Annotated in this window: 19 protein-coding genes and 1 pseudogene; 14 read left to right on the top strand and 6 right to left on the bottom strand. The window is 45.2% G+C overall.

The genetic code is table 11. From position 1 onward, the window contains the following. The first annotated feature begins 104 nt into the window (after positions 1-104). From H3H32_RS28405 to H3H32_RS28370, 7 genes and pseudogenes are all read left to right on the top strand, one after another. Entirely contained in the window at positions 105-1,787 is a 1,683-nt protein-coding gene (locus H3H32_RS28405; protein WP_309547116.1) for a TMF family protein, read from the top strand. Between the two features lies 1 nt (position 1,788). Continuing rightward, positions 1,789-2,322: a T9SS type A sorting domain-containing protein gene (locus tag H3H32_RS28400; protein ID WP_182459110.1), complete on the top strand. Its 534-nt coding sequence runs from the start codon at positions 1,789-1,791 to the stop codon at positions 2,320-2,322. Positions 2,323-2,460: 138 nt separating this feature from the next. Further along, positions 2,461-3,468, top strand: a pseudogene (locus tag H3H32_RS38445) (transposase). A gap of 219 nt (positions 3,469-3,687) precedes the next feature. Further along, positions 3,688-5,067, top strand: coding sequence for a sugar transferase (locus H3H32_RS28385; protein WP_182459107.1), 1,380 nt, complete (start codon positions 3,688-3,690; stop codon positions 5,065-5,067). A 41-nt stretch (positions 5,068-5,108) separates the two neighbouring features. Next, positions 5,109-6,629 carry a capsule assembly Wzi family protein gene (locus H3H32_RS28380; RefSeq protein WP_182459106.1) on the top strand — a complete coding sequence of 507 codons (1,521 nt, stop codon included), beginning with the start codon at positions 5,109-5,111 and terminating at the stop codon, positions 6,627-6,629. Between the two features lie 133 nt (positions 6,630-6,762). Further along, a complete protein-coding gene (locus tag H3H32_RS28375) occupies positions 6,763-8,013 on the top strand; it encodes a serine hydrolase domain-containing protein (protein WP_182459105.1) in 1,251 nt (416 codons plus the stop codon). 69 nt (positions 8,014-8,082) lie between these two features. Continuing rightward, positions 8,083-9,006, top strand: coding sequence for an alpha/beta hydrolase (locus H3H32_RS28370; protein WP_240543513.1), 924 nt, complete (start codon positions 8,083-8,085; stop codon positions 9,004-9,006). A 267-nt stretch (positions 9,007-9,273) separates the two neighbouring features. Here the strand turns inward: H3H32_RS28370 and H3H32_RS28365 are convergent, their stop codons facing one another. Continuing rightward, positions 9,274-9,729: a DUF1573 domain-containing protein gene (locus H3H32_RS28365; RefSeq protein ID WP_182459104.1), complete on the bottom strand. Its 456-nt coding sequence runs from the start codon at positions 9,727-9,729 to the stop codon at positions 9,274-9,276. A gap of 243 nt (positions 9,730-9,972) precedes the next feature. On the opposite strand from H3H32_RS28365, the gene H3H32_RS28360 reads away from it, so the two are divergent. From H3H32_RS28360 to H3H32_RS28340, 5 genes are all read left to right on the top strand, one after another. Next, positions 9,973-12,378: an alpha-ketoacid dehydrogenase subunit alpha/beta gene (locus H3H32_RS28360; RefSeq protein WP_182459103.1), complete on the top strand. Its 2,406-nt coding sequence runs from the start codon at positions 9,973-9,975 to the stop codon at positions 12,376-12,378. A gap of 96 nt (positions 12,379-12,474) precedes the next feature. Then, positions 12,475-14,208 carry a 4Fe-4S dicluster domain-containing protein gene (locus H3H32_RS28355; protein ID WP_182459102.1) on the top strand — a complete coding sequence of 578 codons (1,734 nt, stop codon included), beginning with the start codon at positions 12,475-12,477 and terminating at the stop codon, positions 14,206-14,208. Between the two features lie 18 nt (positions 14,209-14,226). Continuing rightward, positions 14,227-14,784: an NADH-quinone oxidoreductase subunit J family protein gene (locus tag H3H32_RS28350; RefSeq protein ID WP_182459101.1), complete on the top strand. Its 558-nt coding sequence runs from the start codon at positions 14,227-14,229 to the stop codon at positions 14,782-14,784. Further along, positions 14,771-15,082, top strand: coding sequence for an NADH-quinone oxidoreductase subunit NuoK (gene nuoK, locus H3H32_RS28345; RefSeq protein ID WP_182459100.1), 312 nt, complete (start codon positions 14,771-14,773; stop codon positions 15,080-15,082). The genes H3H32_RS28350 and nuoK overlap by 14 nt, the downstream gene beginning before the upstream one ends. Continuing rightward, positions 15,079-15,687: a 2OG-Fe(II) oxygenase gene (locus H3H32_RS28340; protein WP_182459099.1), complete on the top strand. Its 609-nt coding sequence runs from the start codon at positions 15,079-15,081 to the stop codon at positions 15,685-15,687. Before nuoK ends, H3H32_RS28340 begins: the two co-directional genes overlap by 4 nt. Positions 15,688-15,712: 25 nt before the next feature. On the opposite strand, the gene H3H32_RS28335 is transcribed toward H3H32_RS28340, so the two are convergent. Then, positions 15,713-16,669, bottom strand: a complete 957-nt coding sequence (locus H3H32_RS28335; protein ID WP_182459098.1) for a phytanoyl-CoA dioxygenase family protein — start codon at positions 16,667-16,669, stop codon at positions 15,713-15,715. 128 nt (positions 16,670-16,797) lie between these two features. Between H3H32_RS28335 and H3H32_RS28330 the strand changes: the two genes are divergently transcribed. Both H3H32_RS28330 and H3H32_RS28325 read left to right on the top strand, forming a co-directional pair. Then, complete coding sequence (locus H3H32_RS28330; RefSeq protein ID WP_182459097.1) at positions 16,798-18,705, top strand: NADH-quinone oxidoreductase subunit 5 family protein; 1,908 nt, start codon at positions 16,798-16,800, stop codon at positions 18,703-18,705. A gap of 7 nt (positions 18,706-18,712) precedes the next feature. Beyond that, complete coding sequence (locus H3H32_RS28325; protein ID WP_182459096.1) at positions 18,713-20,392, top strand: complex I subunit 4 family protein; 1,680 nt, start codon at positions 18,713-18,715, stop codon at positions 20,390-20,392. Between the two features lie 89 nt (positions 20,393-20,481). Here H3H32_RS28325 and gldG read toward each other — a convergent pair whose 3' ends face one another. From gldG to H3H32_RS28305, 4 genes are all read right to left on the bottom strand, one after another. Beyond that, complete coding sequence (gldG, locus tag H3H32_RS28320) at positions 20,482-22,149, bottom strand: gliding motility-associated ABC transporter substrate-binding protein GldG (RefSeq protein WP_182459095.1); 1,668 nt, start codon at positions 22,147-22,149, stop codon at positions 20,482-20,484. A gap of 55 nt (positions 22,150-22,204) precedes the next feature. Next, positions 22,205-22,453 (bottom strand): hypothetical protein, encoded by a 249-nt coding sequence (locus tag H3H32_RS28315; RefSeq protein ID WP_182459094.1) that lies wholly within the window; start codon positions 22,451-22,453, stop codon positions 22,205-22,207. 155 nt (positions 22,454-22,608) lie between these two features. Beyond that, complete coding sequence (locus tag H3H32_RS28310) at positions 22,609-25,569, bottom strand: putative LPS assembly protein LptD (protein ID WP_220472701.1); 2,961 nt, start codon at positions 25,567-25,569, stop codon at positions 22,609-22,611. Between the two features lie 169 nt (positions 25,570-25,738). After that, positions 25,739-26,068: a hypothetical protein gene (locus H3H32_RS28305; protein WP_182459093.1), complete on the bottom strand. Its 330-nt coding sequence runs from the start codon at positions 26,066-26,068 to the stop codon at positions 25,739-25,741. Between the last annotated feature and the right edge of the window lie 146 nt (positions 26,069-26,214).

The following is a 26,214-nucleotide window of genomic DNA, read 5'->3' as shown; positions in this document are numbered from 1 at the left end:
ATAGTTTTTTGTGAATAAATATCGGTAATTGTTCTTAATAAACTAAATGCAGCCAATGCTAGTGCCTTTTCCTATATAATGTTTTACTTATAAATATATTGAACGTGAAAAAAACATTACTAATACTTAGTTGCTGTTCGTTGGCCTTGACCGGAGTTGCCCAAACGAATTATGTGGCTACTACACCATCATCAGCTACGCCTGGTTCTGACAATACTTTAGTAGGAGTAGGCGCTGGCAATCAAAACATGAGTGGTGCCAGTAACCTATTCATTGGTCGTGGGACAGGTATACAAAATATGGCAGGCACCAAGAACGCATTTTTGGGTGCTTCTGCTGGTAACCAAAACACATCTGGCCAAGACAACTCATTCGTAGGTTATAGCTCAGGATTTAGTAATAGTACTGGAGCTCGGAATACATTTGTTGGGTCAAATGCAGGTTATACCAATGGAGTGGGATATAATAATGCATTTATAGGTTATAATGCGGGTTATTCTAATACTCAGGGTAACTATAATGCTTTCTTTGGTAGTGGAGCTGGTTATGTCAATACGCAGGGAAGTAATAACACTTTCATCGGGGCTGATGCGGGAAGCGCTAACACCACTGGCATTGGTAATACCTATTTAGGTTCATTGGCAGGTTCTGGAGGAAGTACGGTTTCGCAAAACACATTTGTCGGAGCAAATACAGGTACGACTAATACAGGTACAGCAAATACTTTCATTGGTTATCAGGCTGGTCTAAATAATCAATCTGGTGGTTTCAATGTATTTGTTGGTTCATTAGCCGGAACAAATAACACTACTGGACTTGGTAATCTATTTTTAGGCCAGCAAGCAGGTGGCAGCAATAGTATTGGCAACTACAACTTATTTATGGGAAATAGTTCTGGTAGTTCAAATACGTCTGGATTAGGTAATACTGCCATTGGCGATGGCGCTTTGTTACATAATACCACTGGCCAGCATACTACAGCCATTGGCCGATATGCAGGTGTTAATAGTAATGGCGACTATAATCTATTAATGGGGTTTGCAGCAGATGTGGCCTCTACTTCAGCTACAATCACTAATGCAGTAGCTATTGGGGCTTATGCGCAAGTAAATAAAAGTAATAGCATTGTACTAGGTAATGGAACCAATGTAGGTATTGGCACATCTGCTCCAGCGAATAAATTGGAGGTGGTGAGCAGCACCACGAATACATCTGGCTTACGATTGACAAATCTTAAATCAACGAGTCCTGCAACAATTTTGAGCGCAAATAAATTTTTGACAGTTGATACCAATGGTGATGTAGTACTAGGCAGTACCACAGGTTCAGCTCGAATAGCAGCCGATGACGCAAACTGGGCTATTGATGGTGATAACTTGCGTAATGGTAACACTGGAGGTGTTGTTATAGGACCTGGAGTAGCGCAAACCCCAGTCGGTTACCGTTTGTATGTTGCCGACGGTATATTAACAGAAAAAGTAAAAGTAGCCATAAAAAGCACCGACGCATGGTCAGACCGAGTATTTGATCAAGGGTACAAGTTGCGTAATTTACAAGAAGTCGAGACATTTATCAACCGTGAAAAACACCTGCCAGGTATACCTTCAGCCGCGGAAGTTGTCAAAGAAGGTGTAGATGTTGGACAGATGCAGTCGAAATTGCTAGAGAAAGTTGAGGAGTTAACACTTTATGTAATCGAATTAAAGAAGCAAAATGATGCTTTGAAACAAAAAAGTGCTCAATTAGAACAGCGAGTTAATAAACTTCAACCTAAAGCCCGTAAATAATATGCGACTTTTACTTCTATTTATGGGTTGTTGTTTGGCCATTAGTGGGATGGCACAAGCTCCTCAGCAGAAATTACGTATTCAAATAACCTACGAAAAAGCAGGTCAGTATTTAGAACAGGCAGTAGAGACAATAGAAGCTACAAATATTGTTGGCAAAGCTGCTCATGCCGAATACCAAGCGGGTCAATCAGTCACTATGTTGCCTGGTTTTGAAGCAAAAAATGGCAGTACATTTGTTGCACAGATAAAAAATGTTGAGATAAATGGCGAATCTGCGCTACAGCTGACAGCCTATCCTAATCCGTTTCAGCAATCAACTACTATCAAATATTACCTTCCTAATGATGGAATCGTAAATTTGTGGGTTATTGATACTCAAGGGAAAATTATAGGACAATTAGTGAAATCCGAAAATCAATCTGCTGGACAGCACAGCTTAGAATGGACGCCATCTGCTCTGAGCGATGGTATATATATACCAATAATTGAATCTAATCAGAAGAAGGCTGTCACTCGTGTAGTCAAAAAATAACCCTCAGAAAATAATAACACCCTAAAGACCCGCATTCAGTATACGAGTCTTTAGGGTATTATTTATTAGCCAATTTAGACTGCTCACCGAACGGTGTCACAGGTGAATAACAAGATAAAAACTCTAACTTTTACTATCATAACCAATGAGTTCGATTTAGAGGCCATCAAGCAGGCCGCTATCAAAGGCCTTTACGAAGGCAAGTGACTGATTGGTAAAAATGGCCTGTTTGCACCATTAAACACTTCTTGGACCTGCCTTAGAGGGAGAAATGTAGGGCTATCTAGCCCAAATTCAGCTCACCGAGCGAAACCGATGGAATAGTAAAGCCACCAAACGAGTTAAAAGCAGTGCTGGTCCCTTAGAATTGCATACGCCACGCGATCGTATCGGCAGCCACTAACCCAATTCGAGCATAAGGTACTCTCACTCTATTGCATTGGCAACAGTTATGCCGATATTAGCCAGCATCTGCTAGAAATGTATGGCTATTCACTGTCCGACAGGGAGTTGACTCTTACCATTGACATGGTTATTCCAGCCATACGGTAAAGGTAGAACCGGCCATTAGAAAGCTTGTACGCACTGGTATGGCGAGGTGGCATCTATTATAAAGTACGCTATGATGGAAAAGTAGTCACTCGAGTACTTAACAGCGTGATCGGCCTGAGCTTGTTGGGAAAAAAGCAGGTATTGGGGATTTATATTGCTGAAAGTGATGGGGCCGCTCGTGCGTCAGCTAAATAAAGAGCTGGCTACTGATCTAAAAACGGTTTATCAGGCTTCTAATAGAGAGTAAGGCCTAGAAAACCTGTTGTTGGTACAGGAGCAGCAGGGGCAGCTTATCCTAAAGCAGTCCAACCATGGGTGAAAAAATTGGAATTATTATCGCCGTTTTTCGATTATCCAGCCGCTTTTCGCAAGGTGATGTATACAACTAGCCCGGTCGAAGGGTATCACCGTCAGTTACGCAAAGTGACTAAAACGAAGGGAGTGTTTTCGTCGGATGTGGCCTTACAAAAGTTGGTTTATCTAACTATCCAGAATTTGCAGGTCAAATGGGAAACGGCTTACATTTGGAAAGTAGTAATCAATCAGTTCAGCATAATCTTTGAGGAGTGCATTAAATCACATCGCTTCGACTAAAATCCTGCTAATACAGTTCAGCGTGCATTCCCTTCCCTATTGACTTACCAATGTGGCTATTACTATATTGGATTTTTTTAAGACCATAATTGTCATTAATTTGCAGCTCTGTTTTGAGCCGTAGAATAATATTCGTGTTACTCATCGACTTGTATATATTATTTTAGCGTAAACGGTTTGCTAGCTTTTTGTCATGACCGATGAGTAAACCTAAAAAGTATGAGGCATCGCTATTCCATACTGTTTTTCCCACTTCATGTAATCATTGATTTCTTGAGCCTCAACACGGCTTTCGTTGGGGCATATTGGATTAAATTTCAGACGCTTGAGGCTGTCTCAGAAGCTCCTTACGCATCTCTTTGGTGGCTTTTTAATGTAATCTGGCTGGTTGAGATATTAGTGTTAAAACCCTATATATACCCTCGACAGTTATTTAAATCTGGCCATCTGGTACGACAACTACTTTTATTGACCTTTATCCATGTTGCTATTATTGCCGTGTGCTGGATAGCGATTCAAGGCTACTATTATTCTCGTGAGCACCTTCTTATTACGTATATATTCTTTTTAGCTCTTGGTGCAATTTTCAGAATAGGTGGTGTATTATTCCTAAAAGAATATAGAGCAAGAGGATATAATAACCGACGATATATTATTGTCGGCTATGGTAAATTAGCAAATACAATTCGTGCCTTCTACGATGTACATCCAGAAATGGGCTTCCATTTTTGTGGATATTTTGATGAGCCTACCGTTGAAAATTCCGAATTCCTTCGGGGAGAATACGAGGGTTTGATAGATTATATACGTACCAATCATATTGATTGCGTTTATTGCTGTATGCCTTATATGGATAATGAACGCCTAAAATCTATTGCTGAAAACGCTGAAACATTTGACTATCAGGTGAAAATTTTAGTAGATTTCAGAGGATTCTTAGCGCGGAGCACATCAATCGAGTACCATGATGTATTACCAGTCCTCAATCTCTCATCAGGCCTACTTTCTGATTTTCGTGTAAGTATATTAAAGCGGTCATTTGATATTGTTTTCTCATTGCTGGCATTAATTTTAGGTATACCGTTATTTCTGCTAATTGCAGCTATAACACGGATAACATCAACTGGGCCCATTTTTTATGCTCAGGAGCGTATTGGGCAAGGAGGAAAACCTTTTAAAATTTATAAGTTTCGTAGTATGTATGTAGACGCTGAAAAGACTGGACCAGTACTTTCAGGTGGACTGCTTGATAATCGAATTACACCATGGGGACGCTTTATGCGTAAAACTCGCCTTGACGAAATTCCTCAATTTTATAATGTATTGATCGGGGATATGTCAGTAGTTGGCCCTAGGCCAGAACGTCAATATTTTATTGACCAAATTGTTGAAATTGCACCAGAGTACCGCTCTTTGTTAAGTGTAAAGCCTGGTATTACATCTATCGGTCAAATTAAATATGGTTATGCAGCTAGCATTGACGAGATGGTGCAGAGGTTGCGTTACGACTTGCTTTATCCCAAACGACGTTCATTCTTATTTGATATGTGGATCATTGCCCAAACTCTTCGAGTAATGGCGCAAGGCCGCGGTAAGTGATCACTATTGATCGACTAATTGTATAATTGGCCCATTTTCTAATGAGATTTTTGTTTTTACTAATTTGGTATGGAGTGTTTACTATTGCCAATTGTACATTAATCTATGGCCAGCGAATTAATCAATATCAGATAGAAATAGGAACCTTGGCTTCATCTGGCCAGACTCCATTTTGGTTACGGGCAAATCAATATGGGACTGTTCCTCTTCTGAATCCAGTTTTAAGACTGAATGCTAACATCCATTCTGAATATCGGCCTATAGATACTGCTGGTTATAGACCAAAACTTGATTGGGGTTATGGTTTGAATATTGTTACTACTGCTGGAAAGGTAAATCAATTTTTGATTCCAGAAGCGTATGTAAAAGGTCGTTTAGGTGCTTTTGAATTGTACATTGGTCGTCGGAAAGAGATTGTAGGATTGGTTGATACACTTCTAACAACGGGTGCTTACGCTTGGTCAGGAAATGCCCTTCCTATACCTAAAATTCAAATTGGTCTGCCTACTTACACTGCTATTCCGTTTACCAAAGGTGTAGTGTCTATAATGGGTGCTTTCGCGCATGGCTGGTTTGAGAATTCTGATCGATTAGTAACAGGGTCCTACCTACATCAATTTTACGTTTATGGTCGAATAGGGAAACCTTCATGGCGTTTTAGGCTGTATGGAGGGTTTAATCATGAAGTAATATGGGCGGGGCAGGCTGATCCTACTGTATTGGGGCCAATTGTTGCTGTCGACGGAAAATTGCCGTCAAATATCCGGTATTTTCCCGCAGTTGCTTTTGGGACGAGAGGAGCTGATTATACTAATGACAAAAGCATTACTTCATTTGAAGATAACCGCATTGGTAACCACTTAGGCTCGCTTGACCTTGCCGCTGATATAGATTTAAATAATTTGAATCTCTATGTATATCGGCAATTTCCATATGACGATGGCTCCTTGTTTTATGGAACAAATCTTGAAGATGGTCTGAATGGGCTACGCGTAAGGAATCGGCAACGGCCAACTGGATCGAACTTCTTTGTACGGCAAATTACCTTTGAATATATGTTCACTGGTAGCCAAGGTGGAGATGTGTTTATCATTGATGATCCAAAGCGTAGAGGCCGAGATGATTATTTTAATCACAGCCAGTTTATCGATGGCTGGACTTATTTTGGCCGTACTATAGGGACCCCTTTTCTAACCCCACAGCAAGAAGTCAATCCATCATTGCCACCCCGATATGGCATTGCTAATAATCGGGTTAGTGTTTACCATATGGGTCTGAGTGCGTTAGTTTTCAATAAAGTGGATATGACGGCCCGTTTATCATTTAGCAAAAATGCAGGCACTTATGCAGTCCCTTATCTTACAATTCCATCGCAATTTTCAGGATTACTTACAGCAGCTATACCACTAAATGTATTTGGTGGAACAGTACTAAATGGTTCCATCGCCGTTGATGCTGGTGACCTGCTACCGAATAGTGTAGGCGCTTATATTGGTTTGAGAAAGTCGGGCGTATTAAGTGGCAAACGTTCCGTAATTATTTCTCCTCGTCGAGGGTTTTAAGTAACCCATTACTGCCGAGACCGTTAACAAACTTTCACGTTATTTTAATAGAAAATAGAGGTAATAGCTTCAGCAAATCCTAGTTTTGCTGTAACTTGGTCGCTATAATAACTATGAAATAACGTGCGCGGGGATGGTGTGGACGAATAAAATTTGGAGTTGGTTAAGTATTTTGATTATAACTGGAGTCGGAATTTCATGCGGACAGGATTCTCAAAAAAATCTGAACCAGTCAGTAAAAGAAATGCGTACCTGTGCTGATGGACAGATATTTACCTCAACTGAGGAAATGACTATTCGCCAGCAGATTAACGCTGATAAGAAATCTCAACAGATTGATGAGATATTCCAGCAGAAAGTACGCGGTGGCTTAAATGGGAATGTGCTGGTAGCCCAGAAAGGTATAATTCTCTATAAGCATTGCTTCGGGTTAGGCCACTTTGAGCGTAATCAGCGGGATACTTTAGTGGATGACTCGAAGTTTCAATTAGCCTCGCTCTCGAAAACATTCACTGCCGTTGGTACACTAAAACTGATTGAGGCAGGCAAGCTGAAATTTGAAGATACGATTCAAAAGTTTTATCCTGATTTCCCATATCATGGGATTACAATTCGTGAGTTGCTAAGCCATCGTAGTGGTTTGCCAAATTATCAATATGCCTTCGACGATAGTATGAAGGTAAACTTCTATAAAAAGGAAAAGCCTTATCCATCCAATGCAACCATTATGCACTGGTTTGCAACTGTGAAGCCAACACCCAAAGCCTATAATATTCCTGGCCGGGGTTTTAGTTATAGTAATACGAACTATATGGTTTTAGCCTCTATCATTGAGAAAGCAACTGGCCAAAGCTACGAGACGTTTATTCACAAGACTATCTTTGAGCCGTTGGGTATGCACCAAACCTTTGTGGCAACAACCAAGAACGACTCAATCAATCACCATCGAACAGCAGGATATCAATGGAATCGCCGGATTCCGAAAGATTACTATGATGATGTCGTTGGCGATAAGGGTATTTATTCTACTACGGGTGATTTATTTCGATGGTATCGAGCCCTAAATGGTGATTGTTTATTGCCGAAGAAACTACTGGCAGAAGCCTTTGTTCCCCGTAGTTTCGAGCGGAAAGGAGCTAAGAATTACGGGTATGGCTTTCGTATGATGCTGAATGATACCAATCAGCCTGAATATATTTATCATTCGGGTTGGTGGAAAGGGTATAATTCGATGTTCTGGTTTAGCCCCAAAGATGAATACGTTATTATTATTCTTGGGAATCGTTATAACACAACGGTTTATCGCGTAAAAGAGCTAATCGATGTACTACACGGAGGTTCAAATGATACATCATCCGATTCTGATACAGAAGTAGAAATATGAGTAGAGCCGACCAACAGGTCGGCTTTTTTAGTTTTTAACCGAGTCTCTATCTGTATAGCTGTTATTTTTATGCGTGCTCTCCTTTTTAGTATGATTGTTAGTGCCCTATTACCGCAACTCGCTTTAGCGCAGGAAGTAATCAAGCTTTGGCCAGACGAAGCTATTCCTAATTCAATTTCAGGAGCTAAGATTACTGAAAAGTCAGAAACGGATGCCAATGGTATTCTTCGAATTAGCAACGTATCGGTTCCAACTATAACGGCCTACTTACCTTCGAAGGCGAAGATGACGGGGGCTGCCGTTATGATTTGTCCGGGTGGTGGGTATGGAATTCTGGCTGCCAGTCATGAGGGGTCTGATATAGCGCACTGGTTCAATGAAATGGGAGTGGCCGCTTTTGTCCTAAAGTATCGTTTGCCCGATCCTGCAATTATGACCAATCAGCAAGAGGTGCCGTTGATGGATGCCATGCAGGGAATGGTACTTATTCGCCAGAATGCAACTCGGTATGGGATTGATCCGACAAAAATTGGCGTGATGGGTTTCTCGGCAGGCGGCCATCTGGCATCGACGTTGGCTACGCATTACAATCGCGGAGCTAAAGCCAATGAATTAGCAAAACCGAACTTTGCCATTTTACTTTATCCGGTAATAACCTTTGGCGAGAAAGCGCACGCCGGCTCTCGCGATAAATTGCTGGGTAAACTAAATACATCCCCAGAATTGGTCGCTTATTATTCCAATGAGTTGCAGGTAACAGCCCAGACTCCGCCCACCTTTCTGGTACATTCCGAAGATGACAAAGCTGTTCCAGTTGAAAATAGCATTAGTTTTTATCTGGCTTGTTTGAAAAATTCAGTCCCTGCCGAAATGCATTTGTACTCAACTGGTGGACATGGTTACGGAATGCGTACGGCTAAATTTGGATCGCTCAATACCTGGCCAGACGCTTGTAAAGCGTGGTTGACGGCTTTAACGACTTCAAAACCGTAGGTAAGTTATCATCATATAAAACCGCCATCGGCCTGATTATTCAGGCCGATGGCGGTTTTAGCATATACTGGCTAACGAATTGAAATGACGTATTAACGCAATATGCTCGCTGAAAATTGGATGTTAAGAGTTAATGCTGAGAGGAGTAGAATAAGCTGATTTTGTGGCCTGTCTAAAGATTCGAGAATGGAGCCGTTAAACACAAAAAAAAGCATCCGGTAGACTACCAGATGCCTTTCTTGACAACACTATTAACCCTTCAGTAGATTAGCGTGAAGTTTTTGTAGATTTCTTCTTGTCTTTAGCGGCTGGAGCAGCAGCAGGAGCCGCAGCTGTTTCCGCAGCAGCGGCAGCCGAAACTACTTCACCTTTCAGGTAAAGAACGGTTTGGCCAGCTTCAGCGTTGCTGGTTACCGTTACCGATTTGTTGAATGGACCAGCAGCGGCAGCGTTGAAGGTAGCCGATACAGTACCTGTTTTGCCTGGCATAACTGGTTCACGAGTCCAGCTTGGTTTTGTGCAGCCGCAAGATGCCTGTGCATCATTGATCACAACCGGATCAGTACCTGTATTCTTAAATTCAAATACGTACGTTACTGGTTTACCCTGCTCAACTTTGCCAAAATCGTGCGTTTCTTTCGCAAATTTCAGAACTCCCTTCTGGGCGTAGCTAACTGCGACTAACACAAATAAAGCTACGAAAAGTGAAAAAATCTTTTTCATTGGACTAAACGGAATTATGATTTGGTTGTTAAGATGCTTACCCCTTACAAACCCCAATCATAGCAAACACTTTGCCAATTCTTGCAGGTTGTTGTTCGGTTAACAAAGAAACTCAAAAAATCGTTTTTTTGAAAGCTGTCTTGTTTTAGCTTACTTTTACTTTCGTTTGGTAATCGAAGTATTCGGTTCCAACCACTTCATCGATTAATAGATTGTTTGACGATTTCAATCCGTAGCTCTGTTGTGATAGCAAACGAACAACTCCGCTCGACTGATATTTTAAGTCGTGAAAAAATCCTGTCGGACTACCGGTTGGCGTATGAAAGTCGTCAAGCGAGTCTGCTAGGTCGTCGTGATGTTATGGGGGGCCGGGCTAAGTTCGGCATTTTTGGCGATGGAAAAGAACTCGCTCAGTTAGCTGCTGCCCGAGCCTTTAATCGAGGTGATTTCCGATCGGGTTATTACCGGGACCAGACGTTTGTTGCCGCTTTAGGCGAGTTGCGCTGGTCGGAATTTTTTGCCCAGCTTTACGCGCATACAGACCTTGATGCCGAACCCAATACTGGTGGCCGCTCCATGAATGGCCACTATGCTACGCGTTGGCTCGACGATCAGGGACTTTGGCGAAACCAAACGGAACTATATAACTCTGTTTGTGATATTGCACCTACCGCCGGACAAATTCCACGTTCAGTGGGCCTGGCTTATGCATCTAAGTTGTTTCGGAATAATCCTGAACTGAGTTATCTAACGAATTTTTCGCACAACGGCAACGAAATCGTTTTTGCGACTGTTGGCGACGCATCGACATCACAAGGGATGTTCTGGGAGACGATCAACGCAGCGGGCGTATTACAGGTCCCACTGCTGATGTCGGTTTGGGACGATGGCTACGGCATTTCGGTGCCCGTTGAGTATCAGACAACAAAAGGGAGTATTTCAAAAGCGCTGGCTGGCTTTCAGCGTGATGGAAATGATAAAGGGATTGAAATTTTCACGGTAAAAGGCTGGGATTATGTTGGATTGGTCGAAACCTATCAGCAGGCTGCCCATATTTGCCGTGAAGAACACGTCCCGGTACTAGTTCATGTACAGGAACTTACCCAGCCACAGGGACATTCAACATCGGGTTCGCACGAGCGCTACAAATCGAAAGACCGACTGGATTGGGAGGCTGAGTATGATTGCAATCGGGTCTTTCGGGAATGGATTCTGGAGAATGGATATGCTTCTGATGAAGAGTTGGAAGTAATTGAGGCCGAAGCCAAACAAATTACAAAACAAGCTCGTATCAAATCCTGGAATGCATTTCAGGATTCGCTGAAGGGTGATTTTAATGAAGCCCTTGATTTGCTTCAGCAAGCAGCTCGACATAATTCGAAATCCGCCGAATTGATGGCAATTCGGGAAGAGTTGCGCAAAACAATTAGCCCAATTCGTAGAGATGCGGTAACTGCTGTTAAAAGGGCTCTCCGTTTGCTACGGACCGATACCGGTGGTGCCAACCAGCGATTGAAAGCTTGGTTAGATCGTACAAATGCCGAGAATTATGATCGCTTTAGCTCGCATTTATATAGTGAGTCGCCCGATTCACCTATGCTGGTAGAGGCAGTTCCGGCCACATTTTCTGACGATAGTTTATACCTGGATGGCTACCAGATTCTCCAACGCTATTTTGAGAATTTGTTTTCCCGAGACCCTCGTGTTGTAGCCTTGGGCGAAGATGTTGGGAAAATTGGCGACGTAAATCAGGGCTTTGCCGGTTTACAGGAGAAGTTTGGCGAAACACGCATTACAGATACGGGTATTCGGGAAACAACCATTATTGGTCAGGGTATTGGTTTAGCTATGCGTGGTTTGCGGCCAATTGTCGAGATTCAGTATTTCGATTATGTTTATTACACGCTGGCAACCCTCACCGACGATTTAGCAACCCTACTTTATCGCACCAAAGGCGGTCAGAAGGCCCCGCTTATTATCCGAACGCGCGGCCACCGACTGGAAGGCATTTGGCATTCTGGTTCACCAATGAGTGCTATGCTGGGTAGTTTACGCGGATTACACGTGCTGGTGCCTCGCAATATGACGCAGGCAGCAGGATTTTATAACACGCTTATCAAAGGCGACGACCCGGCGCTGCTCATTGAATCCTTGAACGGCTATCGGCTTAAAGAATCGTTACCCAATAACCTAGACGAGTTTTGCATACCGTTGGGGGTTCCCGAAGTACTTCGTTTGGGTACCGATATAACGGTTGTAACCTATGGGTCGATGTGTCGGATTGTGATGGAAGCTGCGAATCAGCTAGTATCGTTAGGTGTGAATGTGGAAGTCATCGATGTACAGACACTTTTACCTTTCGATGTGAATCAACTAATTGTTGAATCTATTAAAAAAACGAACCGGGTTCTTTTTGCCGATGAAGATGTGCCGGGTGGCGCTTCTGCCTATATGATGCAGCAGGTACTTGATGGTCAGAACGCGTATCGTTATCTGGACTCGGCACCACGCACGTTAGCGGCAAAGCCGCATCGGCCCCCATATGGTTCAGATGGAGATTATTTCTCGAAGCCAAACGTTGACGATGTAATCGAAACGGTTTATGAACTCATGAGCGAATCCGACCCAGAACGGTTTCCGCCAATTTAATTTTGAATGAGCGAATGATAGAGTGATTGAATAAGGTGCAGTGCATGCTATTGCTATTTAATCATTCAGTCATTCTATCATTCAATCATTTAGAAAATGTCATATTTCAAAGACATACAATCGGGCATACGGACAACGATCAAGGGATTAGGTCTCACGTTGCGGCATCTTCGAAATGCCACCCATCGCCGGACTCCCGAAGGTATTGCGAGTGATAACTATTTTGACCTTCAGAATGGATTAGTTACCCTCCAGTACCCTCACGAACAATTACCCATTCCAGATAATGGTCGCTATCGGCTTCGTAATGAAATCGATGATTGTATCGTTTGCGATAAATGCGCCAAAGTTTGCCCGGTTGATTGCATTACAATCGACGCTATAAAAGCTACTGAAGAAGTAGGGCGGGCGTCTGATGGCTCTCCCATTCGATTGTACGCAGCCAAGTTTGATATCGACATGGCTAAGTGCTGCTATTGTGGCCTGTGCACGGTAGTTTGCCCGACTGAGTGCCTGACGATGGATAAGAAATTCGATTATAGTGAGTTTGAGTTAGGCAAACTGACCTATAATTTTTCGAATCTTACGGAGGAGGAGTCTAATGAGAAGCGTTCATTATATGAACAATTCTTAGTTGAGAAAGAGGCAGCCAAAGCAGCTCAGATAGCGGCCAAAGCTGCGGCCACAGCTCCAGCTGCCAAGGCAGATACTCAATCCGTTGCTCCTAAAGCAAGTCCAGCTCGTCCTGTATTCCGGCCAACCGTAAAGCCTGCAGCCAAAGTCGAGCCTGCAAACTCTGAAGGTTCGTCTATTGAGCACCCGCTAACAGATGCCACTCCTCAGGAAATGGAGCAGATAGCTCAGGGCGCTATAGAAACCACCAAGCATCCCGTTTTCGAGCCAACTCAGAAACCGGTAATTCATATTACGGATGTACCTGCCGATGCACAGCAAGTTGAAGCTAAAAAGCCAGTAGTGCCTAAAACGGGTTTCCGTCCATCGATGAAACCCAGTGCGGCTGCGCCATCCCCACCATCCACTTCCGATGCTAGCCCCAGTACTGATGTACCGGCAGAAACGGGACTAGTGCTGCCAACACCAAGTGCTAAGCCTGCAGGTTTCCGACCAACCATGAAGCCTCCTGTGAAGGAGCAAGCGTCGGAAGAAGAGCCACAAGCATCTGAACCACCTAAGGCTAAGCCTGCTTTCCGGCCAACCATGAAGCCAGCAAAGCCAGTGGAAGAACTGCCAAATGAGTCGTCAGAAATAGCAAAGGTAGACGCGCCAGTTGCAAAGCCTGCGGGTTTCCGACCATCGATGAAACCTAAAGTGGCGGAACCAGAAGAGGGTGATACACCATCGGCGTCTGAACCTCTTAAGGCTAAGCCCGCTTTCCGGCCAACTATGAAGCCCGGACTAGCGAAGCCGGAGGAGCCTAAGTCGGATATATCAATAACTCCCGAAGATGCCTATACAAAGCCTGTGGAGGAGTCGACAAGTGAGCCGGTTGAGGCAACTGTGCCGGATGTGCCAGCTGCAAAACCTGCTGGCTTCCGGCCAACAATGAAGCCGAAAGCTCCTGTAGAACCCAAGTTGGATACACCGGCTCCATCGGAAGAGGTGGCACCAGTTGCCAAGCCTGCGGGTTTCCGGCCGACTATGAAACCTAAGGCAACCACGCCTGAGGTTGATGAAGTGAAGGCAGATGCTACAATCAATAAAGACGAGAAAACAGAGGATGCCCCGGTGGTTGAACCTGCCAAACCAAAACCCGCTTTTCGGCCAACGATGAAGCCTAAACCAAGGCCTAACGAAGGAGAGTCGGCGTAATTAAAAACAGACAACTCAGTGATTCAACTTGCCTTTTATGCGTTTGCTAGCCTTAGCCTTGTTGGGGCATTAGCCGTTCTGTTCACGCGGAACGTGCTATATGCTGCTTTTTTTCTCCTGCTCACACTACTTGGCGTAGCTGGTCTGTTTGTATTGGCCAGCGCCGATTTTCTGGCCATTGCTCAAATTATGATTTATGTGGGGGGCGTTTTAGTATTAGTCATCTTTGGGGTTATGCTGACGCACAAACCTGAAGCCCCCAATGATGTGAATAGCCAACAACCGAATCGTATTGCCTCTTTGAATCGGGCTGGTGGCTGGTCGGGCTGGGTACTTGCGGGATTAGTGGCTAGTGGCTTGTTTTCAGCTCTTTTTACATTGCTGATGAGGGCAAATTTTGCGCTTCTAAATCAGCCCGTTGGCTGGAAAAGCACCGTGAATACAATTGGCAAACAACTCATGACGGAATATATAGTCCCGTTTGAAATTGCCGGAATTCTTCTACTGGCAGCCCTCGTAGGAGCAACCTACTTAGCATCACCTCTGGCAAAATCGTTTCGAAATGCAACCCGTTGATAGCCATTTATTTTTGATTGTAGGAGCTGCTTTGTTTAGTATTGGCCTCGCTGTTGTGCTTCTAAAGCGCCACGCTATTGTTGTTTTGATGGGCATTGAACTAATGCTCAATGGCGTGAACGTTAACCTTGTTGCCTTTAGTCAATACGATCCTGATCGCTTACAAGGGCAGATGCTGGCGTTGTTTGTGATGGTTGTGGCAGCCGCAGAATCGGCAGTGGCATTGGCTATTGTGTTGCAAGTGTATCGCCATTTCCGGACGGCGCAGTTGGATGAATTGAACGAACTAAAACAATGAATCCATTTTTTGAGCCAATCATTGACGGCATTTTGACCGATGGTTATGGCGTTACGGATAACTTCTTAAGCCCTGGCGAAATCACCGCTCTTGCTAATCGGCTCCACGAGCGCCGAAGTGCCGGACAGTTTCGTGCCGCTGGCATTGGTAATCAGTCGGTAATCGTAGAAAATGCGATTCGGGGGGATGAAATTTTGTGGATCGATGAGGCCACAGCTACGCCTGAAGAAGCGGCTTTTCTGCAACGCATCGCCGAGTTTATTCAATATGTGAACCAAACTTGTTACTTGGGCCTGCGCGAGTTTGAATTTCATTACGCCCTCTATCCAGCTGGCACATTCTACAAACGCCACCTCGATCAGTTTCGGAGTGATTCGCGTCGGAAACTTTCAGTTATCTGCTACCTGAATACGGACTGGCAGGAAACCGACGGTGGTCAGCTAGCCATTTATTTACCCGATCAGACTGGAGAATCCGAACAGCAGCAGAAAATTACGCCAATTGGCGGTCGGTTAGTTTGTTTTGAAAGTGGCCGATTAGAGCATGAGGTTTTGCCCGCAACTCGTGAACGGTTGAGTATTACGGGCTGGTTGAAAACGAGTTAATCCGAGGGTTCTAATAGATGGCATTTTACCGTTTCAGCATTCGCAGCAGGAATTTAGGTACATACTGGCCCAACATTAGAATTGATTCTGGAATGGTGAATCGCTTAGCGTATCCTTCACCCTTATAAGCTAGCGTTTGGTCAAAATAGGTGTTTGAAACAGGCTGACCAGTGGCAATGTTCGTTATTTTCCGAACGTAAAGTTTATCAATGGCTGAGTCAGATCGGAGGGGCGTATAATAAATGCAGTTTTCAAAGAAATAATGATTTACCTGGCTATGCCGTGTGGAGCCGGGAGCCAGAATCTTTTCACCCCCATGCAATAGGTTCGCCGACCAAATAATGGCCTTCCCTTTGGGCATATTGAGCGTTTCTTTTTTCAATCCGTGTGCTTTAACAACTTCACTCAGGCGCTCTTCATATTGCTTGTAAGTTCCTCCATAAATTTCTTCCGTCGTTTTTGCGTCCGATCCTTTTAAGCCTAAGTCGACAAGGTCATAGAAAGGCAGTTTATGACTACCGGGGTAGTAGTGAAGCGGCCCATTGTCGGCATGCACATCTTCAAGAGCGACCCAAACACCACACATGAATCGTTGTGGAATCGAATTGAAGTGAATGGAGTCAGAATGCGTGCGTTGCTGGGTTCCAACCGGAAAGTTGAGGGTTTGAAAAGGAATTGGCTCACGACGATAGAGTACGCGAAGCATATCCAGAATTTTAGGCGCGGTCGCAATTTGGCGAACGGCTGGAATGGTTTGCCAGGCATCTGTTGTCCGTAGTTCATTACCATACAGTGGTTTTACCCCTTCTCGGGCAGCGTCGAGGACTGATTCGTCAATTTCTGGGTCGAAAATTAGATAGCTATCCTCGGCATACTGCCGAACTTGCTCGGCCAGGACTGGGTCAAGATTGGTCTGTTGTAGTTCCTGATTGAAAAAAGGGGATTCAACCCAGGGTAGATTGATCGATGCGGCAGGTGTCATAGGGGAACTGGCTTAGGAAGTGGAAAAGCAAAGCTACTAAAAAGTAAATAAGGCAGGAGAGACTGCTATGTGATTTGCTTCCACACGGTATAATCGGGATATTTGCGGCCAATTCCGACCGACTACGAATGCCCGTTGATAATTCTCAACTACTTCACCTGCTAACGCTCGTCTTACCTGCACTACCTTTTGCTGGATTTCTGGTATTGGCGGTGGCAAGCCGCCGTATAGCGGGGATACTGGCTATTATACTAACCAGCGCGGGCTTAATATTATCAATTCTGTTAGCGTTAAGTTTAACAGAGCAGTCCGTAGTTGTTCCATTGAATTGGGCAATCCTGTCAGGAGTATCGTTTCCTATGAGCCTGCGGGTCGATGCGCTGGCTGCCATGATGCTCATTCTGGTGCATTTTGTGGCTTTACTTGTCGAAATCTACTCCGTTTCCTATCTGCATGACGAGCCAAAACTGCGCCGGTATTTTGCTTACCTACAGTTATTTGTTGGTTCGATGCTCGGCATTGTGATGGCGGGCAATTTGCTCATCCTGTATGCCTTTTGGGAATTGGTAGGTTTAGCATCGTATCTGTTAATTGGATTTTATGCTGAACGAAAAGCTGCTTCAAAAGCCGCAATGAAAGCCTTCCTGATGAATCGGGTAGGCGATATTGGTTTTCTGATTGGTATTTTCCTTACCTACTATTACTTCGATACACTCGACTTCGACGCGCTGACAGTAAAAAGTGCAGGAGTCATTACGCCCACCTCACTGGGACTTTGTCTGTTTATGGGCTGTGTTGGTAAATCGGCCCAATTCCCGTTGTTGACGTGGCTTCCGGATGCGATGGAAGGCCCCACGCCTGTATCGGCTTTGCTGCACGCTGCCACAATGGTTGCCGCCGGGATTTTTCTACTCGCCCGAATTCACCCGTTAGTATCGCCCGATGCCTTAGTCGTTATCACCTTAGTGGGTACTATTACGACGATTTGGGGTGGGTATTCGGCACTCTTTCAGACAGATATAAAAAAGGTTTTGGCTTTCTCAACGGTCTCGCAGCTGGGTTTGATGGTGGTTGGTATGGGTACCGGAAATGTAAGCGGGGCTATGTTCCACTTACTGACACACGCTTTTTTCAAAGCAGGCTTATTTCTTAGCGCCGGGGCTGTTATCCATGCTGTGCATACGCAGGAAATGCGGCATATGGGGGGGCTACGAAAGGTGCTGTCAACCACATTTATTGGTTATACGATCTGTGCTGCGGCTTTATCTGGGCTGCCTTTGCTGTCTGGATTTCTATCGAAAGAAGCGATTTTGGGGGGAGCATTTAGTTGGGCTGAGCATCAGAACACTCCATTAGCCTACGGCGTCCCAATAATTCTTTTGCTCTCGTCGGGACTTACGGCGCTTTATATGGCCCGGCAGTGGCGGCTCATTTTCTTTGGTGATTATCGCAATAAAGATATTCCTGTAAATCAGGCCCATGAACCTGATTGGCTCATGCGTGGCCCTGTGGTTTTGTTAGCTATTTTGTCGATCGGATTCTGGTTTTCAATCAACCCGCTCTCAGCGCATGGGAGTTGGTTTTTTCAGATACTACCTTTGATGGAGGAGGCTTCTTTCTGGTGGCTGGCTCCGGTTTCGATTGGTCTTGTTTTGATCGGCGGGTGGATTGGTTTTCGAATGTCTGAACCCTCTGCAAATTCCCTGTTTGTTCAGCTATCGATTTCGTACGGGTTTTTAGATGTGGTGTATAAATACATTATCATTAGTCCAACGCATAGACTGGCAGCTTCCCTGAGTCGGGCAGATAAGCGCGTTGTTGATGGCTTAGTAAATAGGGTAGGTGTTTCTACGGTCGTTTTGGCCCACCTGACGCGTGTGCTCGACCGATCTGTTGTTGATGGCCTTGTGAATGGTATCGCCTGGTTGGCTGGCCAACTTGGGCGAGTAACGCGTTCAGTGCAAAATGGCCAGGTGCAGTCGTACATTACGGCGGCTGTAATTGGATTACTAGTGGTACTTTGGTGGATTCTGTAAGGTATATATGATTCTTTCATTACTCATTTTTATTCCGTTACTCGGCTCACTGGCAGTGGCATTGCTGCCGGAAAGTCTGTCGGTACGGTTTCGTTGGATAGCCTTAGGAATAACTTTTGCTGAAGTTGTTTTGGCCAGTGCGGCTTATGTAACATTCGATGCCAGCATGGCGGGTTACCAACTTCTTGAACAAGCTAACTGGATCACCTTGCCCCTTGGAAGACTGGGCATAGCCTCTATTGACTATTTAGTGGGCGTTGATGGGATTAGCTTACCGCTGGTTGTTCTATCGGCAGTAGTAATGCTTGTCGGAGTTATTTCTTCCTGGTCGCTGACACACCGGGCTAAAGCTTACTACGCGCTCTATTTATTGCTAACAGGGACTATTATGGGCTGTTTCGTCGCACTTGATTTCTTCCTGTTTTTCCTGTTCTTCGAATTCATGCTTTTGCCAATGTACTTCCTGATTGGTTTGTGGGGTGGCCCACGCCGGGAGTATGCATCGATCAAATTTTTTCTCTACACATTGCTGGGTTCGTTGCTGATTTTATTGGTCATGATTGGCCTGTACTTGTCTGTCATGGACCCCGTCAGTACGGCAGTTGTTGCCGGTCTGGTGGCTGACCCATCGGCAGTGACTGACGATATTGTTCGTACGTTGCAGACGTATTTGCAAAATGGTCAGTTAAATCCAGCGCAGATCGTACACACGTTCGATATGCGTTATCTGGCTGATGGGAGCAACTATTTGCCGAACGCCTTTCTGAACCCAGCCGCCGAACCGATCATACTCGGCCTACCTGCCCGAATGCTGGCCTTTTGGGCCGTGTTTATTGGGTTTGCTATTAAACTACCCATTGTACCCGTGCATACCTGGTTGCCCGACGCGCACGTTGAAGCCCCCACGCCGGTATCGGTCGTACTGGCTGGCGTGTTGCTGAAAATTGGTGGTTATGGTTTTCTGCGAATTGTATGGGATTTCTTTCCCGACGGAGCCGCCGAATATGCGCAGACGTTAGGCGGATTGGGCGTATTATCAATCGTATACGGCGGCTTAAACGCACTGGCGCAGAGTGACCTTAAAAAGATGATCGCCTACTCATCGGTATCGCACATGGGCTTTGTTTTGTTAGGTATTGCGTCGCTGACGGCGGAGGGTATCAATGGCGCTATCTATCAAATGGTAAGTCACGGCGTATTGTCGGCGATGTTGTTCCTGATTGTCGGCGTTCTGTATGATCGTACTCACGATCGTCAGATTGACTCGTATCGTGGTCTGATGCAGCCTATGCCACGGTATACAACCCTTACCGTTATTGCCTTTTTTGCCTCGCTCGGCTTGCCAGGGTTCTCCGGATTTGTGGGTGAATTATTCACCCTGATGGGCGGGTTTCAATCGAGCTGGCTGCCGGGTTGGATGACAGCTATTGCCACTACAGGCATTCTGCTGGCGGCCGCTTATTTTCTATGGACGCTCCAGCGCATGTTTTTTGGCCCTACCTGGGTTCGCCCCTTCGAATCGCAAGCTGGGACAACGGCGGTCCTCTCCGATTTGACCACCCGCGAAAAACTTATGCTCATTCCGTTGGGGTTAATGGCATTAGTATTGGGCTTATTTCCAAATCTGATTTTCAACCTTACCAGTGCAACAGTGGGGCAGTGGCTGGTGAAGTTTTCGGTGGAGTAAGTAGCTTAGATTTTCAAACACAGAGAAATGGAGAACACACAGTGGTTTAGTGCTCTTACTACTCCGTTTCTGTACGGTTAAATTTATAATTACTGACCATACTGCCTGCGCCGAATTACCTGCCAAACCAATCCTACAATGCCCAACATGGCCAATGGGCCTAGAAGGTTAAGTGCCTGCCAACCTGTACGGCCAGCGTCAACGCGAATTTTGTCTAAAGGGCGTAACGTGACAGTTCGATTACGAGCTTCGATTACACCGTTTGGGTCGACCAAATAATCAATGGCGTTTAAGGCGAAATCTTTGTTCGCATAGGTAGTACGCGTGTAACGATCGAAGCCGAGTGGATAAGGCGTTTGACGTTTGTAATCCACATCATTAATGATCAGGTCACCGTCGGAACAGATCAATATCCGGGAGGCTATGCCCTCTGCTTTAAAACCAGCAGCGCGTGGGTCGCCGGGTAGAATTCGATTGGCGAACAACGACTGGAATTTACCTTCAAGCAGACAACCAATAATGTGAGTGCCCTCGTTGTACGTTTGCGGATCTGGTTGCTGACGAGCTTCGTTATACGAAATCAGTGCTGGCGTTTTTAGTAGTTTCGTATAAGGCGAAGTTAACAACAAAGGTGTTTTCTGAATACCCGTTGACCGAACCGTATCGAGGGTACTTACAAAATGCCCTACCACGGCATCCAGGTTACGGACAATCGGATTAACGGATGTGCCGAAGTTGTTGAGTCGTGGATAAAACCGCCAGGGAACTAGTTGAATATTAGGTTTGTCGCCCAGATTACCTACGTTGAGCGGAACAGGCGCGCAGTACAAATCCTTAACGACATCGCGATTGATGCGAACTCCCCAACGAAAGAATAAGTCGTCAAGATTCAGGCTCAACGGTTGGGCGTAGGTGCCTTCGTTACTGACACTGTCAACGCGTTGTCCATCTACAAAAAACAGCGCTCGTCCCCCATTTACGACAAACTGATCTAGCTTAAAGATTTCATCTTCTGAAAAAGCTTTATCGGGTTTTGGAACCAGTACCAGATCCAGGCCGGTAATGGGGCCGGGCTTGGTCATGTCAATAAAAAACAGTTCGTAATTCTGTTGGATTGATGCAAGCAAATCCGAAAAACGGGAGGGAGGCACTTGGGTATGCCCATATAATAACCCCACCCGATGGCGATTTTCTTTGGTCTGCGTCAGCTTCTGAATCGCCGAAGCTAGTTGAAACTCAACACCTTCATACGACTGATTTAATTGTTCCTGTGGCGAAGCGGCTTTGTTCCCTTTGAGCAGTAGTACAGGTGTTTCTTTACCCTGATAGGAGACAATGGCACCCGGAAATATCAATTTTTCGGTACGCTTTCCCCCTTCATTATCAAACAGGTTTGTAGGGAAAAGGCCTCGTTGCTGTAGTTTGTCAATTAGCTTATTCTTCGCATCGGGACTAGTAACGTCATCGGGGTTAATAAATCGATAGGTAATTTTAGTACCCGCTTCAGCTTGAAAGCCATCTAAGGTTTCCTGAACGGCATTTTCGAGCCGTTTAAATCCCGGAGGAAGATCGCCCGTTAAATACACATCGATATGGACGTCATCGGGCAGATTGGCCAATAATGTCTGTGTGGCTTCAGACAGGGTATACCGTTTTTCCTGAGTTAAATCGAGCCGGAAAAAGACAAAGGCCGACAGTATATTGACGGCAATTAATATTGCAACAATAAGAAGCGTGCGCGAGAGAGCGGATTTCATACGGAAACTATAACGAACGAATACGCTAACCTATGTATCTATAGGCTAGTTTTCACTAATTCAGTCGTTGTTCTGGAATACTCGTTAGGTTGATGGCCTGGGCATCATCCTGAGCGGTTTGGGGCGTATCGAGTTTTTCGGGTTGAATACCGAGTTCCTTCATAAGCCGATACTGACGAGCTTCGAGGTAAACTAGCCGTGCCATAATTTGACTCATTTTAGCCTCCTGCTGATCTTGCCGGGCCAGTAAATAAGCCGTTTTTACTTCTAGTTCGTCAAGGCGTTGTTTGTCCCGGTCAGTCATAAGAATCGGTCTTAAAAAAGCATTGTTAGGGCAAGTTACTACTTTTTCGCTTGTTAGTGAAGGGGTTAATTTGTTTATTATTCATTTTTGTTAAATGAATATACTTGGTGCCTTTTGCAAGTGATTTCACTAGGCATCATGATCAAGTATAATGTCTAAAATCCACCCCGGTCGTAGAAGCTCCGGCGACGGCTCAGCTTAAGCTCCTGTAAGATAGCCGACCGTACTCGTAAATCGAATGAGTAGTTACCAGAACGGAAATTGTTGCCAGAATAAGGTGTCCAGTTGAACGCCATTTCCCAGCAGTGCAAATCGCGGTTAATGCCAATGGTGGTGAGCGTAGGGCTCTGGTAAGCGAAATCGTAGCCTGTATTGATGGTTATTTTCCACTTTGGAGTCAAGCTCAGATCACCCGTTAACGTCAGCGCCTGCACTACCTGCGATAGTTCAGGCGTTAGTTTGGTCAGACCAAATGTATAACTCACGTTCATTGACCAGGGGACGTTGAAGTCGACATAAAGCTCCGGATTGCTATTGATGGCTTTCATGGTCGCATCAGATGCATTTGGGCTGCTTTTCTTCTTATCGGCTTGTTTTGGAGCAAAGCGTGCACTGACGTAAGCCTGCAGGTTCGTTAAGCGAAGCAGACCTTGGCCGGCCTGGAAGGCGTACAGATTGGGTACTCGAATGTATTGCTGACCGGTGTATTCTTGCCCAGCTCGCAGCGCCTGAATAGAGGGCGAATAAGCCAGCGGAGTTAGCGCAGTAACCGTTGTGGGGAAATAATACTGGGCTGTACCACCGTAAGCTTTAGTTGCGTAAGGGTCGAATGTTGATGAAAAGTTAAAGCTAATATTCTTGAAAATCTGGGTGTTAGCACTAACCGAGATTGGTGATAGCTTATAGTCCGGAGCCAGGAAGTTGTAGCTTCCATTGATACTGAAGTTATCAAAAATTGGAATCTTCTTAAACTCCTGCCCCAATGAATCACTTCGGGTTCGGACTTTCATTTCCAACTGGTTTACAACCCCGAATGAAATGAAAGCCGATTGCGAACTCGATGCACTACTAGTACTTGCGCCATCGATTCCCCGGAATACCGAGAGCTTACGGCGGTAATCGGGTAAACTCATCAAGATATCATTTGTAGCTGTGCCTGGTTTGCCCACAACCGTAAAAACCTGACCAAAAACCGGATTTGTAAAGTCAGGCGTATAACTAAATGAAATAGAAGGCGCTATGGTGTGACGGATGGCTTCAATGCGTTTGCCTCGAAGGAAATACGTTCCATAAAAACGCGTATTCATACTGACACTAGTCGCGAAGTTATAGGATGCATAAATGCCCCTGGCCGTATCAATCTTTATGGAACCGTTCTCCTCCAGGGCAGCCATATTCTGAGACAACTTTTTCGTGTAGATATTCCCTTGTAGCGAAATGCCCGGTGTCAGGTTAATGTACCGGAACAGTTTAACGTTTGGTAATCCTATGGGAATGCTATAGCGAGCCTGTATCACCCGATTTTGCCAGATTCGATCCGCATTGGGAAAGCTAAAGGCAATTAAAGTCGGATCGGCTGCCACAATACCAAGGCGAAGATTATTGACACGGGTCAGGCTATCCTGATAGCGTTGAAGAGCGCTAATGGTTGTTAAGCCTGTAACAACCGGGAACCCTAAACCAGTTGTATCGAGTTGGGTTTTGATGGTATTGCTTACGCCAATAGACCCACTGACATCCAGTCCCACCCGGAAACTTTCGTACCAACGGCCCGAACCACCTTTGAGCGCAAACGGCGCAATCTGATTCACACCAAAGTTGAAGTCTGATGATACATCTGTTTTCCCGTTTGCCCGAACGCCCGTTACCTGATTCACCTGGCCAAATTGCTGGTTCACCCGTACGTTGGCACCTGCCCGTACGTATTGCCCAAACGTGCGGCTATACTGTACCGACGACCCCGCTACATTGGAGATGTACGACTGGGTACTGTAGGAGTTAAACTGGTTGTAACTGTTGCTACTAACGTTGACATTGGCCGAGAAACTGCCCCGTCCGCGTGGTACGGGTGAGTGCGACCAGGTAAACGAGAAATCGTTACGTGGAGTTTGGGTAGTATCGACCCGGTCGCCGGAACGGTTACGGTTGAATTGCAGGTTGACCGATCCACTGTAGCGGTACCGTTTGTTATACGCTGATGAGACACCTAACCCCCAGCTTCCACGCGAATAAATCTGGCCTTTAAACTGAAGACCAAGATTTTCGTTAACCGCCCAATAATAGCCACCGTCGCGAAGATAAAAACCCCGCCCGTTTGGCTCTTCCCCATATTGCGGCACGATGATTCCAGAAACCCCAATTTCTTTCCGCTTGGGGAATGGGAAAAATCCAAAAGGTAAGCCAATGGGTAGCGGAATCTGGTTAATGACCAGATTAAATGGCCCGGCCACAACCTGTGTGTTATGAATAACCTTTAACTTACTGGCGTTGATATGAAAGTGTGGGGTTGCCAGGTTACAGGTCGTGTAAATCGCCTTGCCGATGTAGAGATTATCCTCCGCATCCTTTTTAACCGTGGTACCTCGTATATTCCCTTCGCCCTGTTGCGTGATAACGCCCTGAATTCGCCCTTTTCGGGATTGGAAATTGTAGCGAATCTCTTTAGCGTCATACTTTCCTTCGCCATCCTGAAAAACAGGTCGACCAATTAGTTTTTTTGCTATTGAATCGTACCGACCTTTAGCGTATACTTCGTTCGTTAAGTAATTGAGTCGGATATATTCGGCTTTCAGTGAGATATCACCATAAATCACGCTGGCATCACCGAATAATTCGACGGTTTGACCATCAGCTGCATAGATGGTCGAGTCTTTGGCCTGATAGTTGACAGTAGTTTTAAACGCATCGGGTACCTGTGTGGAATCCGCGCTAACCGAGTCGCTTGCCGCAATCTGTGATGAATCAGCCGAAACAGTAGGTTTACGCGCTGTGGTACTGCCAGGTTTCGTTGTTTTTGTTTTTGTTTGATTTCGTTTCGTTTGCGTTAGCTTAGGTGGGTTGGGCTTAATCGGGCTTTCTGGACGAACTACGTTGGGCGAAACAATACCCGGCTGCATTTGTTTCGATGGAAGCGATTTGGAGGCTATCTGGTCGATAACCGGTTTTTTGACAGGACTGGTTTTGGGTATTGAGTCCTTAACAACAGTATAAACGGGCTTAAAAGGAATAACGGCCACACGTTCCGGACGAACTATAGCCGGTGAAATTGAACGAGGTAAGGACACGTTAGCCAGCTGAATACCTCGAAGGAGTCAGTTTTGACACTTGAAACCGAATTGCCTTTAATGAGTCAAATCGTATTGAATCACTGGAGGCAACAACTGGACGAGACTGAGTGGTATCGCTACTGGTTGACTGAACTGTATTGGAGGGTACGCTATTCTTTTTAGATGGACTAGGACCAAGGCGATTGGGAACAGACGATTTCTGATTAAGCTCCCGTTCCAGATCACTCTCCTGCGAAACCGCTGTTTGCGAGCGAGGAGTGGTTGTGGCGGGAGTGGTTCTTTTTTGAGTTGATGGCTTACCCTGACCTAGCACGTTAAGCGTACACAATAGTAGGACAAGACTAACAACAGTCTGTATCCATATCGGTCGTGTGCGTGAGAACCACAAAATAAAGTATGCTTTTTTTGAGTTTATTAAAAAAATTATATTTGCCAAAAGTCCGTTAAGTCTATGGCTTACAAAGGTATCCATGA

Source organism: Spirosoma foliorum, assembly GCF_014117325.1.
GTDB classification, from domain to species: Bacteria; Bacteroidota; Bacteroidia; order Cytophagales; family Spirosomataceae; genus Spirosoma; species Spirosoma foliorum.
The sequence above is the reverse complement of the archived record's forward strand: the minus strand, read 5'-3'. Positions and strand labels throughout refer to the sequence as shown.